Source organism: Microbacterium fluminis (assembly GCF_051549805.1).
Lineage (GTDB): Bacteria > Actinomycetota > Actinomycetes > Actinomycetales > Microbacteriaceae > Microbacterium.
This window is the reverse complement of record NZ_CP196042.1, coordinates 2561708-2585392: the sequence shown is the minus strand read 5'-3', so window position 1 is coordinate 2585392 and position 23685 is coordinate 2561708. Positions and strand designations below refer to the sequence as shown.

24 protein-coding genes are annotated in these 23685 nt (G+C 71.1%); 8 read left to right on the top strand and 16 right to left on the bottom strand.

The window, feature by feature from the left end:
- The first annotated feature begins 10 nt into the window (after positions 1-10).
- From ACSJDX_RS12495 to ACSJDX_RS12485, 3 genes are read left to right on the top strand one after another with little or no spacing between them, the layout of a single operon-like run.
- Positions 11-328 carry a hypothetical protein gene (locus ACSJDX_RS12495; protein WP_438352984.1) on the top strand — a complete coding sequence of 106 codons (318 nt, stop codon included), beginning with the start codon at positions 11-13 and terminating at the stop codon, positions 326-328.
- A 1-nt stretch (position 329) separates the two neighbouring features.
- Positions 330-1115 (top strand): C39 family peptidase, encoded by a 786-nt coding sequence (locus ACSJDX_RS12490; protein ID WP_438352983.1) that lies wholly within the window; start codon positions 330-332, stop codon positions 1113-1115.
- A 9-nt stretch (positions 1116-1124) separates the two neighbouring features.
- Positions 1125-1709: a hypothetical protein gene (locus ACSJDX_RS12485; protein ID WP_438352982.1), complete on the top strand. Its 585-nt coding sequence runs from the start codon at positions 1125-1127 to the stop codon at positions 1707-1709.
- Between the two features lie 20 nt (positions 1710-1729).
- On the opposite strand, the gene ACSJDX_RS12480 is transcribed toward ACSJDX_RS12485, so the two are convergent.
- Positions 1730-3292 (bottom strand): Rieske 2Fe-2S domain-containing protein, encoded by a 1563-nt coding sequence (locus tag ACSJDX_RS12480; RefSeq protein ID WP_438352981.1) that lies wholly within the window; start codon positions 3290-3292, stop codon positions 1730-1732.
- Between the two features lie 135 nt (positions 3293-3427).
- Here ACSJDX_RS12480 and ACSJDX_RS12475 point away from each other — a divergent pair, with 135 nt between their 5' ends.
- On the top strand, positions 3428-3841 hold the full coding sequence (locus ACSJDX_RS12475) for a VOC family protein (RefSeq protein WP_438352980.1): 414 nt from the start codon (positions 3428-3430) through the stop codon (positions 3839-3841).
- 9 nt (positions 3842-3850) lie between these two features.
- Here ACSJDX_RS12475 and nusB read toward each other — a convergent pair whose 3' ends face one another.
- Together nusB and efp are read right to left on the bottom strand one after the other, a co-directional pair.
- Positions 3851-4261, bottom strand: a complete 411-nt coding sequence (gene nusB, locus ACSJDX_RS12470; RefSeq protein WP_438352979.1) for a transcription antitermination factor NusB — start codon at positions 4259-4261, stop codon at positions 3851-3853.
- Positions 4262-4280: 19 nt separating this feature from the next.
- Entirely contained in the window at positions 4281-4841 is a 561-nt protein-coding gene (gene efp / locus ACSJDX_RS12465) for an elongation factor P (protein ID WP_438352978.1), read from the bottom strand.
- A gap of 180 nt (positions 4842-5021) precedes the next feature.
- Between efp and ACSJDX_RS12460 the strand changes: the two genes are divergently transcribed.
- Positions 5022-6341, top strand: coding sequence for an erythromycin esterase family protein (locus ACSJDX_RS12460; protein ID WP_438352977.1), 1320 nt, complete (start codon positions 5022-5024; stop codon positions 6339-6341).
- Between the two features lie 12 nt (positions 6342-6353).
- Here ACSJDX_RS12460 and aroQ read toward each other — a convergent pair whose 3' ends face one another.
- From aroQ to ACSJDX_RS12400, 12 genes are all read right to left on the bottom strand, one after another.
- Positions 6354-6812 (bottom strand): type II 3-dehydroquinate dehydratase, encoded by a 459-nt coding sequence (aroQ, locus tag ACSJDX_RS12455; protein ID WP_438352976.1) that lies wholly within the window; start codon positions 6810-6812, stop codon positions 6354-6356.
- Complete coding sequence (gene aroB, locus ACSJDX_RS12450) at positions 6809-7903, bottom strand: 3-dehydroquinate synthase (protein WP_438352975.1); 1095 nt, start codon at positions 7901-7903, stop codon at positions 6809-6811. Before aroB ends, aroQ begins: the two co-directional genes overlap by 4 nt.
- Positions 7900-8424 (bottom strand): shikimate kinase, encoded by a 525-nt coding sequence (locus ACSJDX_RS12445; protein ID WP_438352974.1) that lies wholly within the window; start codon positions 8422-8424, stop codon positions 7900-7902. The genes aroB and ACSJDX_RS12445 overlap by 4 nt, the downstream gene beginning before the upstream one ends.
- Positions 8421-9638: a chorismate synthase gene (gene aroC / locus ACSJDX_RS12440; protein WP_438352973.1), complete on the bottom strand. Its 1218-nt coding sequence runs from the start codon at positions 9636-9638 to the stop codon at positions 8421-8423. The genes ACSJDX_RS12445 and aroC overlap by 4 nt, the downstream gene beginning before the upstream one ends.
- Positions 9639-9642: 4 nt before the next feature.
- Complete coding sequence (locus ACSJDX_RS12435) at positions 9643-10479, bottom strand: shikimate dehydrogenase (RefSeq protein WP_438352972.1); 837 nt, start codon at positions 10477-10479, stop codon at positions 9643-9645.
- Complete coding sequence (gene mltG / locus ACSJDX_RS12430; RefSeq protein ID WP_438352971.1) at positions 10473-12200, bottom strand: endolytic transglycosylase MltG; 1728 nt, start codon at positions 12198-12200, stop codon at positions 10473-10475. The genes ACSJDX_RS12435 and mltG overlap by 7 nt, the downstream gene beginning before the upstream one ends.
- A 1-nt stretch (position 12201) precedes the next feature.
- Positions 12202-12690: a Holliday junction resolvase RuvX gene (gene ruvX / locus ACSJDX_RS12425; protein WP_438352970.1), complete on the bottom strand. Its 489-nt coding sequence runs from the start codon at positions 12688-12690 to the stop codon at positions 12202-12204.
- Positions 12687-15356 carry an alanine--tRNA ligase gene (gene alaS / locus ACSJDX_RS12420; protein WP_438352969.1) on the bottom strand — a complete coding sequence of 890 codons (2670 nt, stop codon included), beginning with the start codon at positions 15354-15356 and terminating at the stop codon, positions 12687-12689. Before alaS ends, ruvX begins: the two co-directional genes overlap by 4 nt.
- 70 nt (positions 15357-15426) lie before the next feature.
- Positions 15427-15765 (bottom strand): ATPase, encoded by a 339-nt coding sequence (locus ACSJDX_RS12415; protein WP_438352968.1) that lies wholly within the window; start codon positions 15763-15765, stop codon positions 15427-15429.
- Positions 15766-15900: 135 nt separating this feature from the next.
- Positions 15901-16530 carry a 30S ribosomal protein S4 gene (gene rpsD, locus ACSJDX_RS12410; RefSeq protein WP_438352967.1) on the bottom strand — a complete coding sequence of 210 codons (630 nt, stop codon included), beginning with the start codon at positions 16528-16530 and terminating at the stop codon, positions 15901-15903.
- A gap of 167 nt (positions 16531-16697) precedes the next feature.
- The gene (locus tag ACSJDX_RS12405; RefSeq protein WP_438352966.1) at positions 16698-17249 is read right to left on the bottom strand and encodes a GNAT family N-acetyltransferase; all 552 of its coding nucleotides are present in this window, start codon (positions 17247-17249) and stop codon (positions 16698-16700) included.
- A gap of 4 nt (positions 17250-17253) precedes the next feature.
- Positions 17254-18522: a replication-associated recombination protein A gene (locus tag ACSJDX_RS12400; protein ID WP_438354984.1), complete on the bottom strand. Its 1269-nt coding sequence runs from the start codon at positions 18520-18522 to the stop codon at positions 17254-17256.
- A 212-nt stretch (positions 18523-18734) separates the two neighbouring features.
- On the opposite strand from ACSJDX_RS12400, the gene ACSJDX_RS12395 reads away from it, so the two are divergent.
- The 3 genes from ACSJDX_RS12395 (at position 18735) to ACSJDX_RS12385 (ending at position 21413) form a co-directional block, all read left to right on the top strand.
- Positions 18735-19031, top strand: a complete 297-nt coding sequence (locus ACSJDX_RS12395) for a dioxygenase (RefSeq protein WP_438352965.1) — start codon at positions 18735-18737, stop codon at positions 19029-19031.
- Between the two features lie 89 nt (positions 19032-19120).
- The gene (locus ACSJDX_RS12390) at positions 19121-20758 is read left to right on the top strand and encodes a DUF349 domain-containing protein (protein ID WP_438352964.1); all 1638 of its coding nucleotides are present in this window, start codon (positions 19121-19123) and stop codon (positions 20756-20758) included.
- Between the two features lie 94 nt (positions 20759-20852).
- Positions 20853-21413: a type IV toxin-antitoxin system AbiEi family antitoxin gene (locus ACSJDX_RS12385; RefSeq protein ID WP_438352963.1), complete on the top strand. Its 561-nt coding sequence runs from the start codon at positions 20853-20855 to the stop codon at positions 21411-21413.
- On the opposite strand, the gene ACSJDX_RS12380 is transcribed toward ACSJDX_RS12385, so the two are convergent.
- Complete coding sequence (locus ACSJDX_RS12380; RefSeq protein ID WP_438352962.1) at positions 21392-23641, bottom strand: RelA/SpoT family protein; 2250 nt, start codon at positions 23639-23641, stop codon at positions 21392-21394. The genes ACSJDX_RS12385 and ACSJDX_RS12380 overlap by 22 nt on opposite strands.
- Positions 23642-23685 lie beyond the last annotated feature (44 nt).

The following is a 23685-nucleotide window of genomic DNA, read 5'->3' as shown; positions in this document are numbered from 1 at the left end:
AGGAACTCCCGTGCCCCACACCGTGCGGCAGTACTGGCACAACCTTCAGGGTCGTGTGCCGTTGAACTTCAACTGGGACATCATCAACAACGACTCGGTGGTGCTGATCGCGGCATCCGAGTACTCCACCGACGCCAACCGTCCGGAGGCGTCGCCGCGTTTCGTGGGCTCGGCGAGCGTCACCGTCTCCAACATCAGCCCGCACGGTCCGCCGTACGACGCGAATCACGGTGTGACCTTCGTCGTGACGGTCGACTGGGGTTCGCCGCTGGACATCGTGACCGACATCACGGTGCTCGACGCCGCCCCCGAGTACACGGGGCTGTGACATGCGCGCGGTGCGGAAGTACTGGCAGGGGGTCAAGGGCCGGACGGCGCTCAACATGAACTGGGACGCCATCGACAACGACTCCGTCGTGCTGATTTCGGCCGCGGAGTACGCGCCGAACGCGCAGGATCCGGCGCACAGTCCGCGATTCGTCGGGTCGGCCACCGTCGTGGTGCGCAACATCACCCCGCACGGCCCGCCCTACGACGCCAACCACGGCGTCACGTTCGTGGTGGATGCCCAATGGGGCACGCCGTTGAACATCGTCACCGACATCGTGGTCGTCGAGAAGGCCGACGTCGTGGATGTGGGATGGCGGCGCCTCGGCTTCACGATGCAGAATCAGCAGCAGACGAACTGGTGCTGGTGCGCGAACGCGGTGAGCGTCGGGAACTTCTACGGCGACACCTGGACGCAGGGAGCGCTCGCAGACGTCGTGCTGGGCCAGACCACGTGCCAGGTGAACGGGGCGAGCAGCGTCTGCAACGTGCAGCACGGTGCCGCCGACGCGCTGACGCGCGCGGGGCACCTGAACCGGTTCTTCAACGCCCAGCCGTCATTCGCCGACCTCCAGGCCGAGATCGACGGCGGCAGGCCGGTGTCCGCCCGCATCCAATGGGCGGGCGGCGGCGGTCACGTGGTCGCCGTGGACGGCTATCTGGAGAACACCGAGTTCATCACCGTGCACGATCCCGGGGGCACCGTCACCGACATCCGACTCTCGACGTTCCTGTCCGCCTATCAGGGCTCGGGATCCGTCACCCACTACTACCTGACCCGACGCTGAGGAGAGAACATGCCCATCATGAACCCCGAGACCCCGCAGGGGCTCGCCGCAGCGGTCCACGACACCCTCGCGCAGCTGCGCATCCCCGCCGGCGCCGTCGGCGACATGGCGGGACTCGTCGCCACCTCGCCCACGATGGACGGGACGGCGCCGCTGTACACCCTGCGCCTGGATCGGCTCGTCGCCGGTGAGGGGCTGGAGGCGGCGACGCCGACCGGCTGGCGCACCCTCGTGACCGGGACCGCCCACGGGGTGGTCACGGCCGACGCCGACGAGAGCGACGGCGCGCTGCAAGTGCAGCAGGTCAGCCGCGGTCCCGCGGTGGCAGGACTCGCCGATGCGGTCGCCGCAGCCCAGGAGGCCGGCATCGGAGAAGTCGTGTACGAGATGCGGATGCTGCAGATCCCCGGGATCTCGCTGACCGCGGTGTGGCTGCACACCGGCGACGGGACCGGCGACCTGCTCGTGCCCGCCGCACCCGCGCCGGCGGGGCTGGAGCCCGCGCAGGCGCTCCGCGCCGGGGATCTCCTCACCCGTGTGACGGCGCTCGCCGAGACGAACCTCGCCGAGGCGCCCGCCACTCCCGAGCCCTGAGGACCGAACCGCGGCGGGCGTCAGGCGGCGGGCGCCTCGGCCGCGGGCTCGGCCTTCGCGGAGCGGATGGGGTGGCCGGTGGTGGTGAGGCAGCGACCGGACGCCAGGTCCCACTTCCAGTCGTGCAGCGAGCACGTGAGGACGCCGTCCTCGATCTTGCCGGTCTTCGTGAGGTCGGCGCGCAGGTGCGGGCAGCGGCGCTGCACGACCCAGTCCTCGAGCTGCACGTCCTCGGTCTGGTCGGACTGCTCGGCGTACCAGTTCTCGACGTACTCGATGCGGTCGCGCGAGAGGCACTTCAGGAACGTCGTGAGGAACTCGTTGAACTTGCCCGAGCGGCCGACCTCGAACTGCATCGACAGGAAGATCGAGTTCGACCAGTCGATCTCATGGTCGCGGATGTTGGTCGAGACGAGGTCGGCGGGGATCGTGTACCAGTAGATGCACTCCTCCCCCGCGTACTCGCGCAGCTTCGCCTTCGGGAAGTCCACCACCATGTCGAGCTCGCCGATGCGGAACCGCACGTGGCCGCCCACCCCGTTGCGGATCGTGCGGGCACGGCGCAGCAGCGGCTCCCACCACTCCTTCAGCGCGGCGAGCATCTCCTCGGGGGGCAGGACGGGGGCGCGGGATGCCTCCTCCGCCCGCAGCACGTCCTGCCGGGCGTCGCGCTGCTCGGCGAGGTAGGCCCATTTGTCCCCGAAGACCCGGTCGATCTCGGCATCCGTGTACAGCGTCTGCGTCGTCGTGACGTGGGACCCCTGCACCTCGACCTCCGTGCCGGGGAGGAAGAGGTGCCCCTTCTGCTCGGGGCGCACCTCGGCCATGTGGGCGAGGAACTGGCTCTGATCGGTGAAGATCGAGTCGTCCTCGAGCCCCGTGCCGTTGTAGCGGAAGAGCTCCTCGCGCAGGAACATCGGGGGCCCCGCCATCGGGAACACGTGCGCGGCGTCGACCTTCTCGATGTAGTACATCGCGCGCTTGTTCTGCGCATCGCGCTTGAGCTTCGCGAAGTTCTGCTTCGCGTCGTGGGGCAGGTCGTAGACCATCGGCCACCAGATCGCGCCCGACACCTGCGTGAAGTACGCGTCGGGCGTGCCGAAGTCGAACAGCTTCTCGAGATCCAGCGGGTGCGAGTCGTTCTGGTTCAGGATGCTGGCGGTGCCGTCGTCGACCGACAGCGACGAGTCGCCGATGGGCCCGTCCGAGGGTGCGCGCAGCGGCGTGACCATGAGCCTCAGTGCGCCGAACTCGAGCGGGACGCCCGCCTGGGTCTCGATGAGGTTGTCGTAGCCGAGGCGGCGCAGATCCTGCTCGAGGTCGTCGGTCGGGTACTCCGGCAGCAGCACCCGGATGTCCTTGCGCACGTAGCGCTCGAGCAGGGCGGGATCGAAGTGATCCCTGTGCCGGTGAGAGATGTAGAGGAAGTCCGCAGCGCCGAAGCGCTCCCAGTCGAGCCCTCGGTTGTCGGGGAACGGGAACCAGGAGCCGAAGAAGCTCGGTCCGATCACGGGGTCGCACAGGATGCTCCCCCCGAGGGTATCGATGAACATCCCCGCGTGGCCCAAGCCGGTGATCCGCATGCGCTCTCCTTCCTCCGGGAGTCTACGGGAGGGCTCCCGGGGCGACCCGGGGACATGGCCGTGGACGACCGAGTGACGCGCCCGCTCGGATGTCGGAGGTCCGCGGGACAATGAGACATCGACAGGACAGGAGCGATGATGTTTCGAGGTCTTTCCACGATCACCTACTCGGCCGCCGACGTCGACGAGGCGGCCCGCTGGTACGCCGCCGTGCTGGGTGTCGAACCCTACTTCCGCAAGGAGTTCGACGGGCACATCGCCTACGTCGAGTTCCGCCTCGGCGACTACTCGCACGAGCTCGGCATCCTCGATGCGCGTTTCGCGGGACCGATCCCCGAGACGCAGGGCGGCGTCGTCGCGTACTGGGCGGTCGACGACGTCGAGGCCGCCTACGCGCGTCTTCTCGCGCACGGGGCGACACCGCACCTGCCGGTGACCACCCAGGGCGACGGGTTCGTCACGGCATCCGTCGTCGACCCGTTCGGCAACGTGCTGGGCATCATGTTCAACCAGCACTACCTCGACGTGCTGGCGTCCGAAGACAGCTGACGCGCGGGCTCAGACCGAGCGCGCCACGCGGCCCAGCACGCCGTGCACGAACGCGCCCGAATCGTCGGTGGAGAACTCCTTCGCGAGCTCCACCGCCTCGTCGATCGCCACGCCCGCGGGCACCTCGTCGTTGTACAGCAGCTCCCACACGGCGATACGCAGCAGGGCGCGGTCGACGGCGGGCATGCGCGCCAGCGACCAGTCCTTGGCGTAGGTGGTGATCTGCTCGTCGATCGCGTCGCGGTTGTCGATCACGCCGTCGACGATCTCGCGCGCATAGAGCCAGGACGCCTCGCGCGCCGGCTCGCTCGCCGCGCGCTTGGCTTCGGTCGCGAGCACGACGGCGGGTTCGTCGCCGCGGACGTCCGCCTGGAACAGGATGTCGAGGGCGCGCTTGCGCGCCTTCGTGCGGGCACTCATCGGTGGATGATCCGCCGCGTCAGCTGACGCGGCCGAGGTAGTCGCCCGTGCGGGTGTCGACCTTGACCTTGGTGCCCTGGTCGACGAACAGCGGCACCTGGATCTCGTACCCGGTCTCGAGCGTCGCGGCCTTCGTGCCGGCCGACGAGCGGTCGCCCTGCAGGCCCGGCTCCGTGTAGGTGATCTCGAGCACGACCGAGGCGGGCAGCTCCACGTAAAGGGGGTTGCCGTTGTTCAACGCGATCTGCACCTGCTGGTTCTCGAGCAGGAAGTGGGCCGCGTCGCCCACGGTGGCGGCGCCGACGTTGATTTGGTCGTAGTCGTCGACGTCCATGAAGACGAAGTTGTCGCCGTCGTTGTACAGGTAGGTGAAGTCGCGGCGGTCGACGTTCTCGATGTCGATCTTCGCGCCGGCGTTGTAGGTGCGATCGACGACCTTGCCCGAGACGACGTTCTTCAGCTTGGTGCGCACGAACGCGCCGCCCTTGCCCGGCTTGACGTGCTGGAACTCGATGACGTTCCACAGCTGTCCGTCGATGCTGAGGACGACGCCGTTCTTGATGTCTGCGGTGGAGGCCATGTGCGGTCCGTTTCGTGTCTGTCGGTGGTGCTGCGTGAGAGTCGTCGGAACTGGTCCGACCGCCCATTCTAGACGGGCGCGTTTCGCCGCGCGGTCCGGCGGCCCGTACGCGGTGCGCGAAACAGCGGATGCGCGCGACGGGGAACTCGTATCGTCGGGTGCGATCCGGAGGGAGCAGCGATGACGGATGCCGCAGCCTGGGTGCGCGCGCGGGCGCACCCGATCGCGACCCTCGACCCCGACGAGACGGATGACGCCGACCTGAGGCCGTTCCTCGACGTGATCGGCGATGCGCGGATCGTGGTCATCGCCGAGAGCCTGCACCGTGCGCACGAGGCGTACGCCCTCCGGCACCGGCTGTTCCGCTTCCTGGCGCGCGAGGCCGGTTTCACCGCTCTGGTGATGGAGTCCGGATTCGTGGAGGGGCGCGCGCTGGAGGGCTGGGTGGCCACCGGCACGGGTTCGCTCCGGGATGCGCTGAAGGACGGCGTCACCTATCACATGGGCAAGTGCCAGGAGATGCTCGACCAGGTGCTGTGGATGCGGCAGTCCGTCCAGTCGGGACGCCCGGTGCGCTTCTACGGCATGGACCTCCCGGACTCGGCCTCGTCGGCACGCCCCTCCGTCCGGGCGACGCTGACCATGCTCGACGTCGTCGACCCGGCCTACGCCGCCGTGGTCCGCCGCGACCTCCTCCCCCTGTTCGACTACCTGCCGGAGGACCGCAGCGGACTGGCGTGGGCGGCGGCGAACCTGCACGCCTACCTGGCGCTCGACGGGGCCCACCGCGACGCGATGACCGTCGCGATCGACGCGCTGGCCGAACGGATGCGCGCGATGCGCCCGATCTACCTCGCTCGGGAGGGTGTCGACGAGGGGGAGCTCGACGCGGCGATCCACGCGGCGGCGCTCGCCCGGCAGATGAACGCGTTCCTCGTCGCGATGGCCGCGGGGGCGACCCGCACGTACGCCGGAGCGAATCTGCGGGATCGCGCGATGGCCGACACCGTGCGATGGATCGCGCAGCGCGAGCCGCGGATGCTGGTGGTCGCCGCCAACGGGCACGCCCAGCGGTCGCCGCTGCACGCCCCGCCGATCTTCCCGGAGCCGCTCGCCTCGCTCGGCCAGCACCTCTCCGCCGAGTTCGGCCGCGAGGTCGTCGTTCTCGGCGCGACGTACGGCGGCGGTGACGCCTGGCTGCACCGACCCGACCCGGGATCCCCCGTCGGGCAGTCCCGCCCGTTCGTCGACGCGCTGCCGCCGCCTCTCCCGGGCACGCTCGATGCGCTGATGGCCTCCGCCGAGATCGGCGACGCCCTGCTCGACCTGCGCGCGGTGCCTTCCGAGGGTCCGGTCGCCGATGCGTTCACCGCGTGCACCGCCACCATGCACGTCACCGAGACGCTGCGGGCGCCCGCCCTGACGGCGTTCGACGCCGTCGTGCACCTCGACCGCCTCACGCCGTGGCACACCTGGATCGACGCCGACGGCCACGGGTGAGAGCGGTCGCGCTCACCCCTCGGCGAGGCCGGAGACGACCTCGGCCAGGCGGTCGACGGCCGTGCGGTAGCCCTCGACGCCCTCACCCACGACGTGCACCACGGCGACGTCGGCGACGTACGAGTGATGGCGGAACGGCTCCCTCGCGAGGACGTCGGAGATGTGCACCTCGGCCACCGGCAGCGCCACGGCCGACAGGGCGTCGCGCAGCACGACGGAGGTGTGCGTGAGTCCGCCGGGATTGATCACGATGCCGGCGCAGTCCGTCCGCGCGGCGTGGATCGCGTCGATGAGCACGCCCTCGTGATTGCTCTGCACGGCACGGACCTCGAAACCGCGGGCGGCCGCGGCATCCGTCGCGATCCGCACCACGTCGTCGAGGGTCGCCGTGCCGTAGACGTCGGGCTCGCGCACGCCGAGGAGGTTGAGGTTCGGGCCGTTCACCAGCAGCAGCCGGCGCGGGGCGCTCACGCGCCCACCTCCTGGTAGGCGGCGAACAGCAGCGACTCGTCGGGCGCCTGCAGCACCGTCGGCCGGGCGATGTCGTCGAGCACGATGAAGCGCAGCATCCCGCCGCGGCTCTTCTTGTCGCGCTGCATCGTCGACAGCAGCTGCGGCCACGCGCCGGCGCGGTACGAGGTGGGCAGACCCAGCGTCTCGAGGATGTCCCGGTGCCGCTGCGCCGACTCGTCGGACAGGCGGCCGGCCAGGCGCGACAGCTCGGCGGCGAAGACCATCCCGACCGAGATGGCCGCCCCGTGGCGCCAGCGGTAGCGCTCGGCGTGCTCGATCGCGTGCCCGAGGGTGTGGCCGTAGTTGAGGATCTCGCGCAGCCCCGCCTCGCGGAGATCCTCCCCCACGACGCGCGCCTTCATGTCGATCGCGAGCTCGATCGTGCGACGGAAGGCCTCCGACCGCGGGTCGACGGCCGCGACGGCGTCGGCCTCGATCAGATCGAGGATCTCCGGCGCCCAGATGAACCCGGCCTTCACGACCTCGGCGTACCCCGCCACGCGCTCGTGGGGCGACAGGGAGTCGAGCAGGTCGAGGTCGCACACGACCGCGCGCGGCGCCCAGAACGCGCCGACGAGGTTCTTGCCCTCGGCGGTGTTGATGCCCGTCTTCCCACCGACGGCGGCGTCGACCATGCCGAGCACGGTCGTGGGCACCTGGACGACCTCGACTCCGCGCAGCCAGGTGGCGGCGACGAACCCGGCGAGATCGGTGACGGCTCCTCCGCCGAAGCCGACCACCACGTCGGTCCGGGTGAAGTCCGCCTGGCCCATCACCTGCCAGCAGAACGCGGCCACCTCGATGCGCTTGCCCTGCTCGGCGTCGGGGATCTCGGCCAGCAGCACCTCGCGATCGCCGAGCAGCTGCTCACGCAGCGCGGCGGCCTCCGCGGCGAGCGTGGGCGGGTGGATGACGAGCACCTTGCGCGCGGCCGCCGGGAGGACCGACGACAGGGACGACAGGATGCCGCGCCCCACCGTGATGTCGTAAGAGGCGTCGCCGGTCACCGAGATGGTCGTGGTGCCGGAGGCATCGGGGGCGGCGGTCATGCGTGCTCCTGTCGGTCGGGCGCGGTGCGGGCCCACGCGACGATCGCGTCGGCGACCTGCTGCAACGGGCCGTGCGAGGTGTCGAAGGTGATGTCGGCGAGCGACTCGTAGATCGGCCGGCGGGCATCCATGATGCTCGTCCACCGGCCCAGGGCGTCGCCGTCCTGCAGCAGCGGTCGCGTCGAATCGCGGACGCGACCGGCGACCACGCGCGGCTCCACGGTCAGCAGCACGACCCGATGATCGCGCAGCGCGCGCTGCGTCCCCCCGTCGAGCACCGCTCCCCCGCCGAGCGCCACGACCCCGTCCTGCGCGAGTCCGTCGCGCACGGCATCCCGCTCCCACTCGCGGAAGCGCGCCTCACCGTGGGCGGCGAAGATCTCCTCGATCGGCCCGTGCGCGCGCACCACGGCGATGTCGGAGTCGTAGAACGGCACCCGCAGCGCTTTCGCGACGCGCCTGCCGATGCTGGTCTTGCCCGCTCCCATGGGCCCGATCAAGACCAGTGCGCGCGCGGTCATGCCCCCGCGAGGGCGGGGTCGCTCGCGGCGGTCGTCTGCAGCGACGACGGGATCGCGTCGAGGTAGCTCCGCAGGTTGCGGCGGGTCTCGCCGACGCTGTCGCCGCCGAACTTCTCGAGCACGACGTCGGCGAGCACGATCGCGGTCATCGCCTCGGCCACGACCCCGGCGGCGGGCACGGCGCACACGTCGGAGCGCTGGTGATGCGCGGCGGCGGTCTCCCCCGTGGCGACGTCGACGGTGCGCAGCGCGTGCGGGATGGTGGCGATGGGCTTCATGCCCGCGCGCACGCGCAGCACCGTGCCCGTGGACATGCCGCCCTCCGTGCCGCCGGCCCTGTCGGATGACCGCGAGATGCCGTCGCCCGTCACGAACAGCTCGTCGTGGGCGGCGGACCCGCGGCGGCGGGTGGTCTCGAAGCCGTCGCCGACCTCGACGCCCTTGATCGCCTGGATGCTCATGAGCGCCTGCGCGAGCTTCGCGTCGAGGCGGCGGTCCCACTGCACGTGCGAGCCGAGACCCGGGGGCAGTCCGTAGGCGAGCACCTCGACGATGCCGCCGAGGGTGTCGCCGTCCTTGCGGGCATCGTCGACCTCGGCCACCATGCGCGCGGAGGTCCCGGGGTCGAAGCAGCGGAGCGGGTCGGCGTCGAGGAGATCGACGTCGTCGGGGGTCGGCAGCGCGGCGCCCTCGGGCACCTGGACCGGACCGATCGACAGGGTGTGGCTGACCAGGCGGATGCCGAGCTCGGCGAGGAACGCGCGGGCCACGGCGCCGAGCGCCACACGCGCCGCGGTCTCGCGCGCGCTGGCACGCTCGAGGATGGGGCGCGCCTCGTCGAAGTCGTACTTCTGCATACCGACGAGGTCGGCGTGACCCGGACGCGGGCGGGTCAGAGCGGCGCCGCGACCACGCGACTTCTCGGTCAGCTCGACCGGCTCGGGGCTCATCACCTCGACCCACTTCGGCCACTCGGTGTTGCCGATGCGCAGCGCGATCGGGCTGCCGAGGGAGAGCCCGTGACGGATGCCGGAGCTCAGCGTGAGCTCGTCCTCCTCGAACTTCATCCGCGAGCCGCGTCCGTAGCCGAGCTTGCGGCGGGCGAGATCGGCCTGGATGGCGGCACGGGAGACGGGGACGCCGGAAGGAAGACCCTCCATGATGGCGACGAGTTCGGGGCCGTGCGATTCGCCGGCCGTGAGCACGCGGAGCATTCCCTTAGTCTCCCACGACGGCACGGCGCATCGCGGCGAGCACCGCGTCCTCGTCGGGGAGCGCCTCGTCGGGGCTGCCGGTGAGGAACACTCGGATCTGCAGGACGGCCTGGTGCAGCAGCATCCCGAGTCCGGACACCGCTGTGCGTCCGGTGGGCTCCCACGCCGCAGCGAGCGGGGTCGGCCAGGTCCCGTAGACCACGTCGAGCAGCAGTCCGCCCGTCTCGGCGAGGTCGGCCGCGACCTCCGGTGCGAGGGCGGTGTCGCCCGGCAGCGTGGCGATGGTGAGCGGGACGGAGGACGGGGCGGCGCCGAGCGGCACGGCCTCCACGACGACGCCGAGGCCCTCCCCCAACACGGCGAGCGGTCCGACGGCCTCAGGCCGCCGCGCGACGACCTCGACGCGGCGGGCGCCCAGTTCGGCGACGGCGATCAGCGCCGACGTGGCGGTGGCTCCGGCACCGACGATGCGCGCGGCATCCGTCGCGTCGATCCCCTCTTCCTGCAGCGCGCGGACGATCCCGCCGACGTCGGTGTTGAACGCGCGCGGACCGTCGGGCGTCAGCAGCAGCGTGTTGGCCGCGCCGGAGAGCTCGGCGCGGCGGTCGTGGGACACCGCCGCCTCGAAGGCCGCGGTCTTCAGGGGATGCGTGAGCGACAGTCCGCGCCAGGTCGCGTCGAGGGAGGCGAGCGCGTCGGTGAGGCCGGATGCCGCGACCCGCCGCCGCCCGTAGGTCCAGTCGAGTCCCAGCACCGCGTAGGCCGCCGCGTGCAGCTGCGGCGACCTGCTGTGCGCGATCGGGTCGCCCCACACCTCCAGCCGGGAGGGCTCGATCAGCATCCCGAGCCGGGGTTGTCGGTGCACCACTGCCGCCACTGGTTGACGGCCACCTGGTGTTCGTCGGCCGTCACGGAGAAGATCGTCTCCCCGGTGTTGAGGTTGACCGTCACGAAGAACAGCCAGGGACCGGGTGCCGGGTGCATCGCGGCGGCGATCGCCGCGTCGCCCGGGTTGGCGATGGGGGTAACCGGCAGCCCGTCGATGACGTAGGTGTTCCAGGGGTTCTGGTCGTACTGCGCGGCATTCGACGTGCTCGCGGTGCCCGCGTGCAGCTCGCCGTACCCGTACTGCGCGGTCGAGTCCATCTCCAGCTTCATGCCCTGGTCGAGCCGGTTCTGGATGACGCGCGACACCTTGTCGAACGAGTCGGTGCGGGCCTCGCGCTGGATGATCGACGCGGTCGTGAGGATGCGCTCGCGATCGGCGGCGGGCACGCCCGCCGCGTCGAGTGACTGGATGGTGCGGTCGACGAGACGCTGGATGATCGTCGTCGCGGTGGCGCTCGGATCGAACTGGTACGTCGCGGGGAACAGCCAGCCCTCGAGCGACTGCGCCGCCACGCCGTAGGCGGCGGGATCCTTCACCGCCGCTTCGAAGTCGGCCAGCGGGATACCGGTACCGTCGGCGAGGCGCTGGAGCGTCTGCGAGACCGTGAAGCCCTCGGGGATCGCCGCGCCGTTCTGCTGCTTGCTCGCCGGATCGAGGAGCGCCGTGAGCGCCGCGGCGGACGTCATCTGCTTCTGCAGCTTGAACACGCCCGGGACGAACGGCGGGTTCTGGCCGGTGCTGATGAGGTAGTCGTAGAACGCCGTGGGGGTCTTCGTCACACCGGCGTCGAACAGGGTCTGCGAGATCGGGGCTCCGGTGTCGCCCGCTGAGATCGTCACGAAGGCCTCGCCCGTGGCCTGGCCGTCGGCGTAGTCCTTGGGCTCGGTCCAGCCGAAGAAGCCCCGGATCTTGTCCTGGTAGGTGTTCCAGACGTAGAACCCGCCGCCGGCGGCGCCGCCGAGGATGACCAGCACCACCACCAGCGCGATCCAGCGTCCGGTGCGTCGGCGGCGCTTGTTCGGCGGCGGAGGCGGGGCGCCGAGCTCGTCGGTCGTGCGCTCGCCGGTGAAGAGGTCCTCGATCCCCGCCGACGCGGCCGCATGGAGATCGGGCGTGCGTCGCCCGGAGGGGCGCGCGTGCGGTGTCCGTGCCGTCGGAGCGGTCTCCGCGCGGGGCGTGGCCGCAGCGACCGGCGGTTCGGCGGCCGGAGATGCGGCATCCTCGGTCGCGGGGGCAGGTGCGGCAGCGGTGGGGTCCGCGGCGGTGCGAGGCGAAGCGGGCGCTTCGACTGGCTCGACGACCGGAGGTGCGGGCTCGGCGACCGGTGACGCGGGCCCGGCGACCGGAGGTGCGGGCTCCGTGGCGGCGGTCGGGGGCTCCGTGGGCGGGGAGGTCGGCTCGGCGGGCGCCGTCGCCGGGGCAGCCGCGGCGGCAGCGGCCGCGCGCGCCTCGCGCCGGGAGAGCGGGGCGGGTGAGGCATCCATCGATCCCGTGGCCGGGGTCACCGGAGCCGGTGCGACCGCAGGCGAGCCGGACGTCGCCTGCGTCGCGTTGCGGACCGGGCGGTCCTGATCGCGCTCCTCCGGGGTCGCCGGGCGCTGCGACCGGGGGTCGGGCAGCTTTCCGAACAGATCCGCGAACGGATCGTCGAAGGGCGACGGGGATTCGGGCATATCAGGCGGACTCCTGGGCCGGGGGGACGGGGGTTCCGGGAGGTCGTCCGCTGTGCTTCTCGACGTCGATGGCCTGCTGGAGCAGGACGACCGCGGCGACCTGATCCACAATGCTACGAGAAGAACGCTGTGACCGCCCCGCGTCGCGCAGGGCGGCGTGCGCCGACACGGTGCTCAGGCGCTCGTCGACGAGACGGACGGGAACGGCGGATGCTGCGGCCACCGCCGCGGCGAAGTCCCGCGCATCCTGCGTCGAGGCGGTGTCCTCGCCGCGCATGTTGAGGGGCAGGCCGACCAGGATCTCGACCACGGAGTACTCCTCCGCGAGGGCCACGACGCGCGCCACCGAGGCTCCGGCACGAGGGACGGTCTCGACCGGCACGGCGAGCATCCCGTCGGGGTCGCTGCGTGCCACGCCGACCCGCGCCTTGCCGACGTCGACGCCGATGCGGGCCCCGCGACGGAACTGCGCCGGATCGGACGCCGTCACGCGGGGGCCGTCTCCAGCGAGGTCCGCACCGCGCTCAGCGCCGCGGGCAGAGCCGAGGCATCCGCTCCCCCGCCCTGTGCGACGTCGTCGCGTCCGCCGCCGCCGCCGCCGAGCACGCCGGCGGCGACCTTGGCGAGCACGCCGGCCTTCGCTCCGGCGGTGCGGCCCGATTCGTTGGTGGCGATGATGACCACCGGGCGGTCGCCCACGATCGCGCCCAGCGCGACGACCGACGGTGCCGATCCCAGCCGGTCGCGCACCTGGAGTGCGAGCGTGCGCACATCGTCGCCCGAGCCCGCCGCGCCGATCGATTCGGCCACCAGCTGCACGCGACCGGCGGCGGTCGCCTGCTCGGCCAGCGACGGGGCGCGATCTGCGAGGGCGCGCGCCTCGAACGCGGCGATCTTCTTCTCGGCCGCCTTGAGGCTCGCGGCCAACTCGGTGATGCGCGTGGTGAGCTGGTCCTTCGGGGTCTTCAGCGACGACGACAGCTGCGAGACGATGGCGCGCTCGGCGGCCAGGTCGCGGAACGCGTCGAGCCCGATCAGGGCTTCCACGCGACGGTTCGACGCCCCCACCGACGACTCGCCGACGAGGTTGACCAATCCGATCTCGGCGCTGCGGGCCACGTGCGTGCCGCCGCACAGCTCACGCGACCACGGTCCGCCGATGTCGACCATGCGCACGGTGCTGCCGTACTTCTCGCCGAACAGCGCCATCGCGCCGGCCGTCTTGGCCTCATCGAGCGTCAGCTCGCGGGTGACGACCTCGAGATTGTCGCGCACCGCGTTGTTGGCGATCTCCTCGATCTCCGAGCGGGTCTCGGGCGACAGCGCCGAGCCCCAGCTGAAGTCGAAGCGCATGTATCCGGCGCGGTTGAGGGAGCCGGTCTGCGTGGCGGTCTTGCCGAGCGTGTCGCGGATCGCCGCGTGCACGAGGTGCGTCGCGGAGTGCGCCTGCTGGGCGGCGTGCCGGTTCAGCGCGTCGACGACCGTCGTAGCCGGCACGCCGACCGCGACCTCGCCGGCCGTCACCTCGACGGTGTGGCTGACCAGTCCGGGCACGGGGCGCTGGACGTCGAGCACCTCGAGCTCGTAGCCCGGCCCGACGATGACACCCTTGTCGGCGACCTGGCCGCCCGATTCCGCGTACAGCGCGGTCTCCGCCAGGATCACCTCGGCGATCTGCCCCTGCGTCGCACGATCCGCCGACCGTCCGTCGACGAGGATGCCGAGCACGGTCGACTCCGTCTCGAGGTCGGTGTAGCCGGTGAACACCGTCTCCCCGGCCGCGCGGAACGCGCGGTAGGCGCTCTGGTCGGCGATCGCGCCCTTGCGGGCGCGGGCGTCCGCCTTGGCGCGGGTGCGCTGTTCGAGCATGAGGGTGTCGAACGCCTCGCGGTCCACGCTCAGCCCCGCCTCCTCGGCGATCTCGAGCGTGAGGTCGATCGGGAACCCGTAGGTGTCGTGAAGGAGGAAGGCCTCGGACCCGGACACCGTCGTGCCCCCGGCATCCTTCGTCTGCGCCACCGACTGGTCGAGGATCGCCGAACCGGCCGCGAGCGTGCGCAGGAAGGTCTGCTCCTCGGCGATCGCGTACGCCGACAGGCGCGCGTAGTCGGTCTCGACCTCGGGGTAGGACTCCTTCATGGCGTCGCGCGAGGCGGCGAACAGCTCCGGGAAGGTCGGGCCGTCGACGCCGAGCAGACGCATCGAGCGGATGGCGCGGCGCATGATGCGACGCAGGATGTAGCCCCGGCCCTCGTTGGACGGGGTGACCCCGTCGGCGAGCAGCATGAGCGAGGACCGCACGTGATCGGCGACGATGCGCAGGCGCACGTCGTCCTCGTGCGACTCGTGGCCGTAGGGCTTGTCCGCGAGCCTCGCAGCGAGGTCGAGCACGGGCCGCACCTGGTCGGTCTCGTACATGTTGTCGACGCCCTGCTTGATGAACGCGATGCGCTCCAGGCCCATGCCGGTGTCGATGTTCTTCGCCGGCAGCTCGCCCACGATGTCGAAGTCGTACTTCGAGCGCACGTTCGTGATCTCGTACTGCATGAAGACCAGGTTCCAGATCTCCACGTAGCGGTCGTCGTCGGTGGCGGGGCCCCCGTCGATGCCGTAGGCGGGACCGCGGTCGAAGAAGATCTCCGAGCACGGCCCGGCCGGACCCGGCAGACCCGTCGACCAGTAGTTGGTGTCCTTGCCCAGCCGCTGGATGCGCTCCTCGGGGAGGTCGGTGAGCTTCAGCCACAGGTCGTGGGCCTCGTCGTCCTCCTCGTAGACGGTGACCCACAGGTCCTTCGGATCGAACGCGAGACCGCCGTCGGCCTCCGATGAGGTGAGCAGCTCCCACGCGTAGCGGATCGCGTCTTCCTTGAAGTAGTCGCCGAACGACCAGTTGCCCAGCATCTGGAAGAACGTGCCGTGACGAGGGGTCTTGCCGACCTCCTCGATGTCGTTCGTGCGGATGCACTTCTGCACGTCGGCCGCGCGCGGGTACGGCGGCGGCACGACACCGCTGAGGTACGGGATGAACGGCACCATGCCGGCGACGGTGAACAGCAGGGCCGGATCGTCGGTGACGAGCGAGGCGGACGGCACGATCGTGTGTCCGCGCTTGTCGAAGTAGTCGAGGAAGCGGCTCGCGATCTCAGCGGTCTTCATGCAGGGGGTGTCCTTGTTCGGGCAGGCGGAAACCGCGTCGTACGACGCGGTGCCCGGGGAGAGCAACGGGTCAGTCGGTGAGCTTCTTGGCGGCCTGGGTGACCGTGGCGGCGGCGTCCTTGGCCGACGACGCGGCGTCGGCTGCGGCATCCTTCACGGTTCCGGCGACGTCGCCCGCCGCGTCCTTGGCGGAGGAGACGGCCTCGGATGCCGCGTCCCGCACCTCGCCGACGATCTCGCTGATGCGCGCCTCCTGTTCGCGGTACGCGTCGCCGACGGCGTCGGTGAACTCACTGATGCGGGCGTCCACCTCGGCCAGGATCTCGTGTCCGCGCGGATCCTTGTTCATCATGTGGGCGACGACGAATCCGCCGGCGATGCCGACCAGGAACCACAGCAGGCTCTTCACAGGAACCACTCCCTCGCGATCGGCCGCGTGCGCGGCGTCCTCCCATCGTAGCCAGGGTCTTCGGCGGGGTGGGGCCGACGGGGACGACGGAGGGCGCCGGGGATGATCCCCGGCGCCCTCGCGATCGTGCGTACCTTAGCGGGCGGCGTAGTACTCGACGACGAGCTGCACGTCACAGGTCACGGGGACCTCGGCGCGCTTCGGGCGACGCGTGAGGTGTGCCTGCAGCTTGTCGAGCTCGACCTCGAGGTAGCCCGGAACCGGGGGCAGGACGTCGGCGTGACCGCCGGCGGCTGCGACCTGGAAGGGCTCGGTGCCCTCGGACTTGGCCTTGACGTGGATGAGCTGACCCGGCGTCACGCGGTACGACGGGCGGTCGACCGTCTGGCCGTCGACCAGGATGTGGCGGTGCACGACGAGCTGGCGGGCCTGCGCGGTGGTGCGGGCGAGGCCGGCGCGCAGCACGAGCGCGTCCAGACGCATCTCGAGCAGCTCGACCAGGTTCTCACCGGTCAGGCCGTCCTTGCGACGTGCCTCGTTGAAGGTGTTGCGCAGCTGCTTCTCGCGGATGCCGTACTGCTCGCGCAGACGCTGCTTCTCGCGCAGACGGACGGCGTAGTCGCTGTCCTGCTTGCGCTTGGTGCGGCCGTGCTCGCCGGGAGCGTAGGGACGCTTCTCGAGGTAGCGGGCGGCCTTCGGGGTCAGCGCGATGCCGAGTGCCCGGGAGAGACGGACCTTGCGGCGGTCCTGGGACTTCGTAGCCACGAAGTGTTCCTTCCGTTGACGTGGCCGCGGCGATCGCGGCTCACGGACGTATCCGCTTCTCTTCGCCCTGTCCGGACTGCACGCCGGGGCATGCCGGAAGGTGGTTCGGAAGAGAGGGGATGCCCGAAAACTGCGTTTCGAGCCGATCAAGCCTAACAGATGGCCGGTCAGGCGCCGTTCCGGTCCTCCCGCGAGACGGCGAAGGCGTAGTGCGGCATCCGGATGCCTCGATAGGTCACGTCGAATCGACGGCGGACGATCATCCCGAGCCGGATCGCGACGTTCATCGAGGCGATGTTGGTGTCGCGCACCTTCGCGTACACCTCGTCGACCTCGAGGTGCGCGAACGCCCAGTCGACGCACGCGCCGGCGGCCTCGGTGGCGAAGCCGCGATGCTGGAACGCCGGAGCGAGGTGGTAACCCACTTCGACCACCTCGTCATGCTCGATCCGCTGCCGCGTGAGCCCGCAGTCGCCGATCACCGCGCCGGTCGCCGTGAGCTCCATCGCCCACAGGCCGAAGCCGTCGGCGGCGTAGCGCTCGCGCTGCCGGCGGATCCATTCGCGCGTCTCCGCGAGGTCGAAGCCGTGCGCATAGGCGTGCATCGACACCGGATCGCTCAGCACCTCGTGCAGCGCTTCGAGGTCGTTCTCCTCGAGTTCGCGCAGGCGCAGTCGGGGCGTGTGCAGGACGACAGTCCCCCTCTCGGCCGGGGGCACGGGGTCAGTCGCCCTCGAGGATGCGGCGGATCTTCTCCAGACGAGCCGCCACATCGCGTTCGGCGCCATGATTGGTCGGCTCGTAGTAGCGCCGGCCGCGCAGTTCGTCGGGCAGGTGCTGCTGGGCGACGATGCCGATCTCGGAGTCGTGCGGATAGCGGTAGCCCTTGCCGTGGCCGAGGCGCTTCGCGCCGGCGTAGTGCGCGTCGCGCAACGGTGGCGGCACCCGGCCGAAGTCGCCCGCCCGCACGTCGGCGATGGCCGCGTTGATCGCGTTGTAGGCGGCGTTCGACTTGGCGGTCGTGGCGAGGTACGCCGTCGCCTCGGCGAGCGGGATGCGCCCCTCCGGCATGCCGATGAACGCCACCGCGTCGGCGGCCGCCACGGCGATCTGCAGCGCCTGCGGATCGGCCAGTCCGATGTCTTCGGCGGCGGAGATCACCAGGCGCCGCGCGATGAAGCGCGGATCCTCCCCCGCCTCGATCATGCGCGCGAGATAGTGCATCGCCGCATCGACGTCGGAGCCGCGGATCGACTTGATGAAGGCGCTGATCACGTCGTAGTGCTCGTCGCCCTGCCGGTCGTAGCGCAGCAGCGCGCGATCGACCGCCTGCGCGATGTGCTCGGCGGTGACCACCGCCGGCTCGTCACCGGTCTCGGGCATGGCGGCCGCCGCCTCCAGTGCGGTCAGCGCGCGGCGGGCATCGCCGGAAGCCAGTCGGATGAGCGCGACGCGCGCCTCCGGGTCGAGCCGCACCGCGCCGGCGAGACCGCGCGGGTCCTCGAGCGCCCGATCGACCAGCGTGCCGAGATCGTCGTCGCTCAGCGGCTGAAGTGTGAGCAGGAGCGAGCGGGACAGCAGCGGGGAGATGACCGAGAACGAGGGGTTCTCGGTGGTGGCGGCGATCAGGATCACCCACCCGTTCTCGACCCCCGGCAGCAGCGCGTCCTGCTGCGCCTTGGTGAAGCGGTGGATCTCATCGAGGAAGAGGATCGTCGACTGGCCGTACAGATCGCGCTGATTCAGCGCCTCCTGCATGACCTCGCGCACGTCCTTCACGCCGGCCGTGACCGCGGACAGTTCGACGAATCGTCGCCCGGACGAGCGGGCGATCGCCTGGGCGAGCGTGGTCTTGCCGGTGCCCGGCGGACCCCACAGGATGACGGAGACAGCGGATGCCGCGGCATCCGGATTCGCCAGCGCCACCAGCGGAGAGCCCGGCCGCAGCAGGTGACCCTGACCGGCGACCTCGGCGAGGGAGGTGGGTCGCATCCGCACGGCCAGCGGGGTCTGCCCCTGGAACAGCGCGGCGGAGGACGGTGTCACGGCATCCTCCGTCTTCCGTCCGAACGCGTCACCGTTACAGGGTAGTCGCGGGTGCGGACACGGGGTCGCGGTCGGATGCCGGGCTTTTGGCCGACCTCGGCGCCGCGCCGTAGGATCGTGCGGTCCGACGTATCGTCGACGATCCCCGAGGAGGCCCCGTGAGCACGGGTGGCAGAGACCGCGGCACGCGCGCGGAACGCGAGCGCGTCCGGGTCTACCAGGCGCGGCAGTCGCTGCACGACGCGCAGATCCGCCGTCGCACGCGCGACAACGTCATCGCCGCCGTCGTCGGCGGAGTGCTGATCCTCGGCGTCACGGGCGGTCAGATCGCGTACTACACGCTCGGCCCCGGTGTGCCGCCGCCTGCGTCGCCCTCGCCGTCCCCCTCCCCGTCCCCCACCGGCACCTCCGTTCCGGCTCCGCTCCTGCCGACGCCCGCGCCCACCGCATCCTGAGGCCCGGGATTCCCGGTCGGTCGGACCCACCGCTAGGCTCGGATCGTCCATCCCCCACAGGCGGCGTGAGCCGCATTGAGGTGCATCCCGTGACTGCCGCCGCAGATTCCCGCCCCGACCAGACCGACACCCCGGAAGTCGTCCCCGCAGAGCCGGCCACCGCTCCCGACGCCGTCGAGGAGACGGCCGCGACCCGGCCGGAGGCGTCCGTGACCGCCGGCGAAGCGCCCACTCTCGAGGAGGCCCCCGTCAAGGATCCGGCCGAAGAGGCATCCGCTCCGGATGTCCCCGCCGACGACGCCACCGCCGAGGAAACCGCTGTCACCGACGACGCGCTCTCCTCGGTGTCGGTGACCGAGGACGCTCCCGCTCCCGCTCCCGCCCCGGCCCCCACACCATCGCCTCGGCCCGGTCCCGTGCCCACCCCCGGTCCCCGCGGACCGCTCCCCCGCGCTCCACGCCCGGCGGCGCCCGCGACCCCTGCGATCCCGTCGCCCGCCGCGGACGAGCCGTGGGGACGTGTCGACGACGAGGGCACGGTCGAGGTGCGCGAGGGCGGCGCCTGGCGTGAGGTCGGTCAGTACCCCGACGGCACCCCCGCCGAGGCGCTCGCCTACTTCGAGCGCAAGTACGCCGACCTCGCCAGCGAGGTCGTGCTGCTGGAGACCCGGCATCGCGCGGGCGGCGCATCGGCGGCCGATCTGCGGACGACGGCGAAGGCGCTTCACGAGCGCATCGTCGGCGCCGCCGCCGTCGGAGACCTGGTGCGGCTGGCGTCGCGCGTCGAAGTGCTCACGGGAGACCTGGCCGCGGAGTCCGAGACCGAGGCGGCTGCCGCGCGGGAGGCCGTCCAGGAGGCGGTCGCGCAGCGCACGGCACTGGTCGAGCAGGCCGAGGCGCTCGCGGCGCGCGATCCCAAGACGATCCAGTGGAAGCAGGCGTCCGCCGAGCTCACCTCCCTGTTCGACCAGTGGCAGGCGCAGCAGCAGAACGGCCCCCGCCTGTCGAAGTCGGTCAGCCAGCAGCTGTGGAAGCGCTTCCGCGACGCGCGGGCGATCGTCGACAAGCACCGCCGCGAGTTCTACGCCGGACTCGACGAGGAGCACAAGTCCGTGCGCGACCGCAAGACGCGGCTCGTCGAGAAGGCCGAAGCGCTCGCGCCCAAGGGCGAGGACGGCATCGGCGCCTACCGCGATCTGCTCGACGAGTGGAAGACGGCCGGCCGAGCCGGCAAGAAGGTCGATGACGCGCTCTGGGCGCGGTTCAAGGCCGCCGGCGACGCCCTGTACTCCGCGCGCGGCGAGCGTGAGGCCGCCGACGCCGAGGAGTCCCGCGAGAAGATCGAGGCCAAGCGAGAGCTGCTCGTCGAGGCGCGCACCGTCGCCGACGTGTCGGACCTCGCCAAGGCGCGCGCGCAGCTCACCGCCATCCAGCGCCGCTGGGACGAGGTCGGTCGCATCTTCCCGCGCGACAAAGAGCGTGCGCTCGACGACGATCTGCGCAAGATCGAGCAGGCGCTGCGCGGTCGTGAAGACGTCGACTGGAAGCGCAACGACCCCGCGCAGAAGGCGCGCGCGAACGACATGACGCGTCAGCTCACCGACGCGATCGACAAGCTCGAGGAGGAGGTCGCCGCCGCCAAGAAGGCCGGCGACAAGAAGGCGGAGGCGCGCGCCGTCGAAGCCCTCGACGCGCGGAAGGCCTGGCTCAAGGCCCTCGGCGGCTGATCCGCTCCTGCACCGTCCGGGCGCGGCCTCCACTTCTCCACAGAAGCGGATGCCGCGCCCGCGCCGTCCGCGTCGGATCCGGCACGCTGTCGGCATGCCCTCTCCGTTCCTGTACTTCGCCGGTGATCGCCTTTCCGGGGCGGAGCTGTCGGCCGCACGGCTCGACGGCCACCTCGTCGAGCTCGGCGAGGGCTACATCCCGGCCGATGCGGTCGAGACGCGGGCGCTGCGCGCCGCCTCGCTGACCGGTCTGCTCGGTGCCTCGCTGGCCGCCACGCACCTGTCGGCGGCGTGGGTGCACGGCGCCCTTCCCGCCCCGCCGGCTCGCCACACCGTGCAGCGTGCCGTTCCCCGACGCCTGCACACGGTCATCGATCGACGGCTGATCTACCGCGATCTGCAGGTGGCGGATGCCGACCTGCTCCGCATCGGCGGCGTGCGGGTCACGTCGCCCGAGCGCACGCTCGCCGACCTCTCCCGCATCGCCGACGACACCTACACCCGTGCGGCGCTGCTGCTCGCCGCGACGGACGTCTCGCTCCCCGGCCGCGCGGCGCGCTGGCTCGAGCAGCACCGTTCTCTGCCGATGAAGCGCTCGGCGCTCGCGTTCCTGCGCGGCCTCGCCGCGAAGGCTCAGGAGGAGGTGACGCGGTAGACGTCGTACACGGCGTCGATGCGACGGACGGCGTTGAGCACGCGCTCCAGGTGCACGATGTCGCCCATCTCGAACACGAACCGACTGAGGGCCAGCCGGTCGTTGGTCGTCGACACCGTCGCGGACAGGATGTTGACGTGGTGCTCGCTGAGCACCCGCGTGACGTCGCTCAGCAGGCCCGAGCGGTCGAGCGCCTCGATCTGGATCTGCACGAGGAACACGCTCTTGGTGGTCGGCGCCCACTCCACGTCGATGAGGCGTTCCGGATCGTCCATGAGCGACTTCACGTTGGTGCAGTCGGCGCGATGCACCGACACCCCGCTGCCGCGTGTGACGAACCCGACGATCTGGTCGCCGGGCACCGGAGTGCAGCACTTGGCGAGCTTGACGAGGATGTCGGGCGCCCCGCGCACCAGCACACCCGAGTCGCCGTCGCGCGGACGCCGTGAGCGGCCGACGGCCGGCAGGTCGATCGGACCGGTCGAGGTGTCGTTGGCGCTGACCAGCGCGGTCACCTTCTCGATCACCGACTGCGTCGACACATGTCCTTCGCCCACCGCCGCGTACAGGGCCGAGACGTCCTCGTAGCGCAGGCCCTGCGCCACCTCGGTGAAGGAGTCCTGATTCATCAAGCGCTGCAGCGGCAGATTCTGGCGGCGCATCGCGCGGGCGATGGCCTCCTTGCCCTGCTCGACGGCCTCCTCGCGGCGCTCCTTGGTGAACCAGCCGCGGATCTTGCTCCGCGCGCGCGTGCTCTTGACGAAGCCCATCCAGTCCTGGCTGGGCCCGGCATCCGGATTCTTGGAGGTGAACACCTCGACGACGTCGCCCGACTGCAGCTCGGACTCGAGCGGCACCAGGCGGCCGTTGACCTTCGCGCCCATCGTGCGGTGGCCGATCTCGGTGTGCACGGCGTAGGCGAAGTCGACCGGTGTGGCGCCGGCGGGCAGACCCACGACGCGGCCCTTGGGCGTGAAGACGTAGACCTCTTTGGCGCCGATCTCGAACCGGAGCGAATCGAGGAACTCCCCCGGGTCGGCCGTCTCGGCCTGCCAGTCCGAGATGTGCGCGAGCCAGGCCATGTCGGCGTCGACCGCCTTGCCGTCGGGCTTGCCGCCGGCCATCCGCTCCTTGTACTTCCAGTGCGCCGCGACGCCGTACTCGGCCTGCTGGTGCATCTCGTTGGTGCGGATCTGGATCTCGACCGTGCGACCACCGGGTCCGATGACGGTCGTGTGCAGCGACTGGTAGAGGTTGAACTTGGGCGTGGCGATGTAGTCCTTGAAGCGCCCCGGCAACGGCGTCCATCGGGCGTGGATCGAGCCGAGCACGGCGTAGCAGTCCCGCACCGTGTTCACCAGGACGCGGATGCCGATCAGGTCGTAGATGTCGTCGAACTCGCGGCCGCGCACGACCATCTTCTGGTAGACGGAGTACAGCTGCTTGGGGCGGCCCATCACGCGGCCGCGGATGCGCAGCTCGCGCAGATCGGCGTCGACCGAGTCGATCACGTTCTGCACGTACTGCTCGCGCTGCGGGGTGCGCTGCTTCACCAGGCTCTCGATCTCGGCGTAGAGCTTCGGGTGCAGCACGGCGAACGAGAGGTCCTCGAGCTCGGACTTGATCGCCTGGATGCCGAGTCGATGCGCCAGCGGCGCGTAGATCTCGAGCGTCTCGGTCGCCTTGCGGCGCGACTTCTCCGGGGGGACGAACCCCCACGTGCGCGCGTTGTGGAGGCGATCGGCCAGCTTGATGAGCAGGACGCGGATGTCGCGCGACATCGCGACGATCATCTTGCGCACCGTCTCGGCCTGGGCGCTCTCGCCGTACTTGACCTTGTCGAGCTTGGTGACGCCGTCGACGAGCATCGCGACCTCGTCGCCGAACTCCGACGTCAGCGCATCGAGCGCGTAGGAGGTGTCCTCGACCGTGTCGTGCAGCAGTGCGGCGGCGATCGCCTTCGGTCCCAGCCCGAGGTCGGCGAGGATCTGCGCGACCGCCAGCGGGTGGGTGATGTACGGCTCGCCGCTCTGCCGCTTCTGGCCCTCGTGGGCCGCCTCGGCGACGGCGTACGCGCGCTCGACGATCGCGAGGTCGCCCTTGGGGTGGTGCGTGCGCACCGTCCGCAGCAGCTGCTCGACGTCGTCGCGCCGCGTGGCACGGGAGAAGATGCGCGGCACGAGGCGGCGCAGCGACGACGTCGGGGCGGCGGGAACGGCCTCTGCCACGCGCTCACGCTCCCCTCAGACGGATCAGATCATCCTACGCCCGC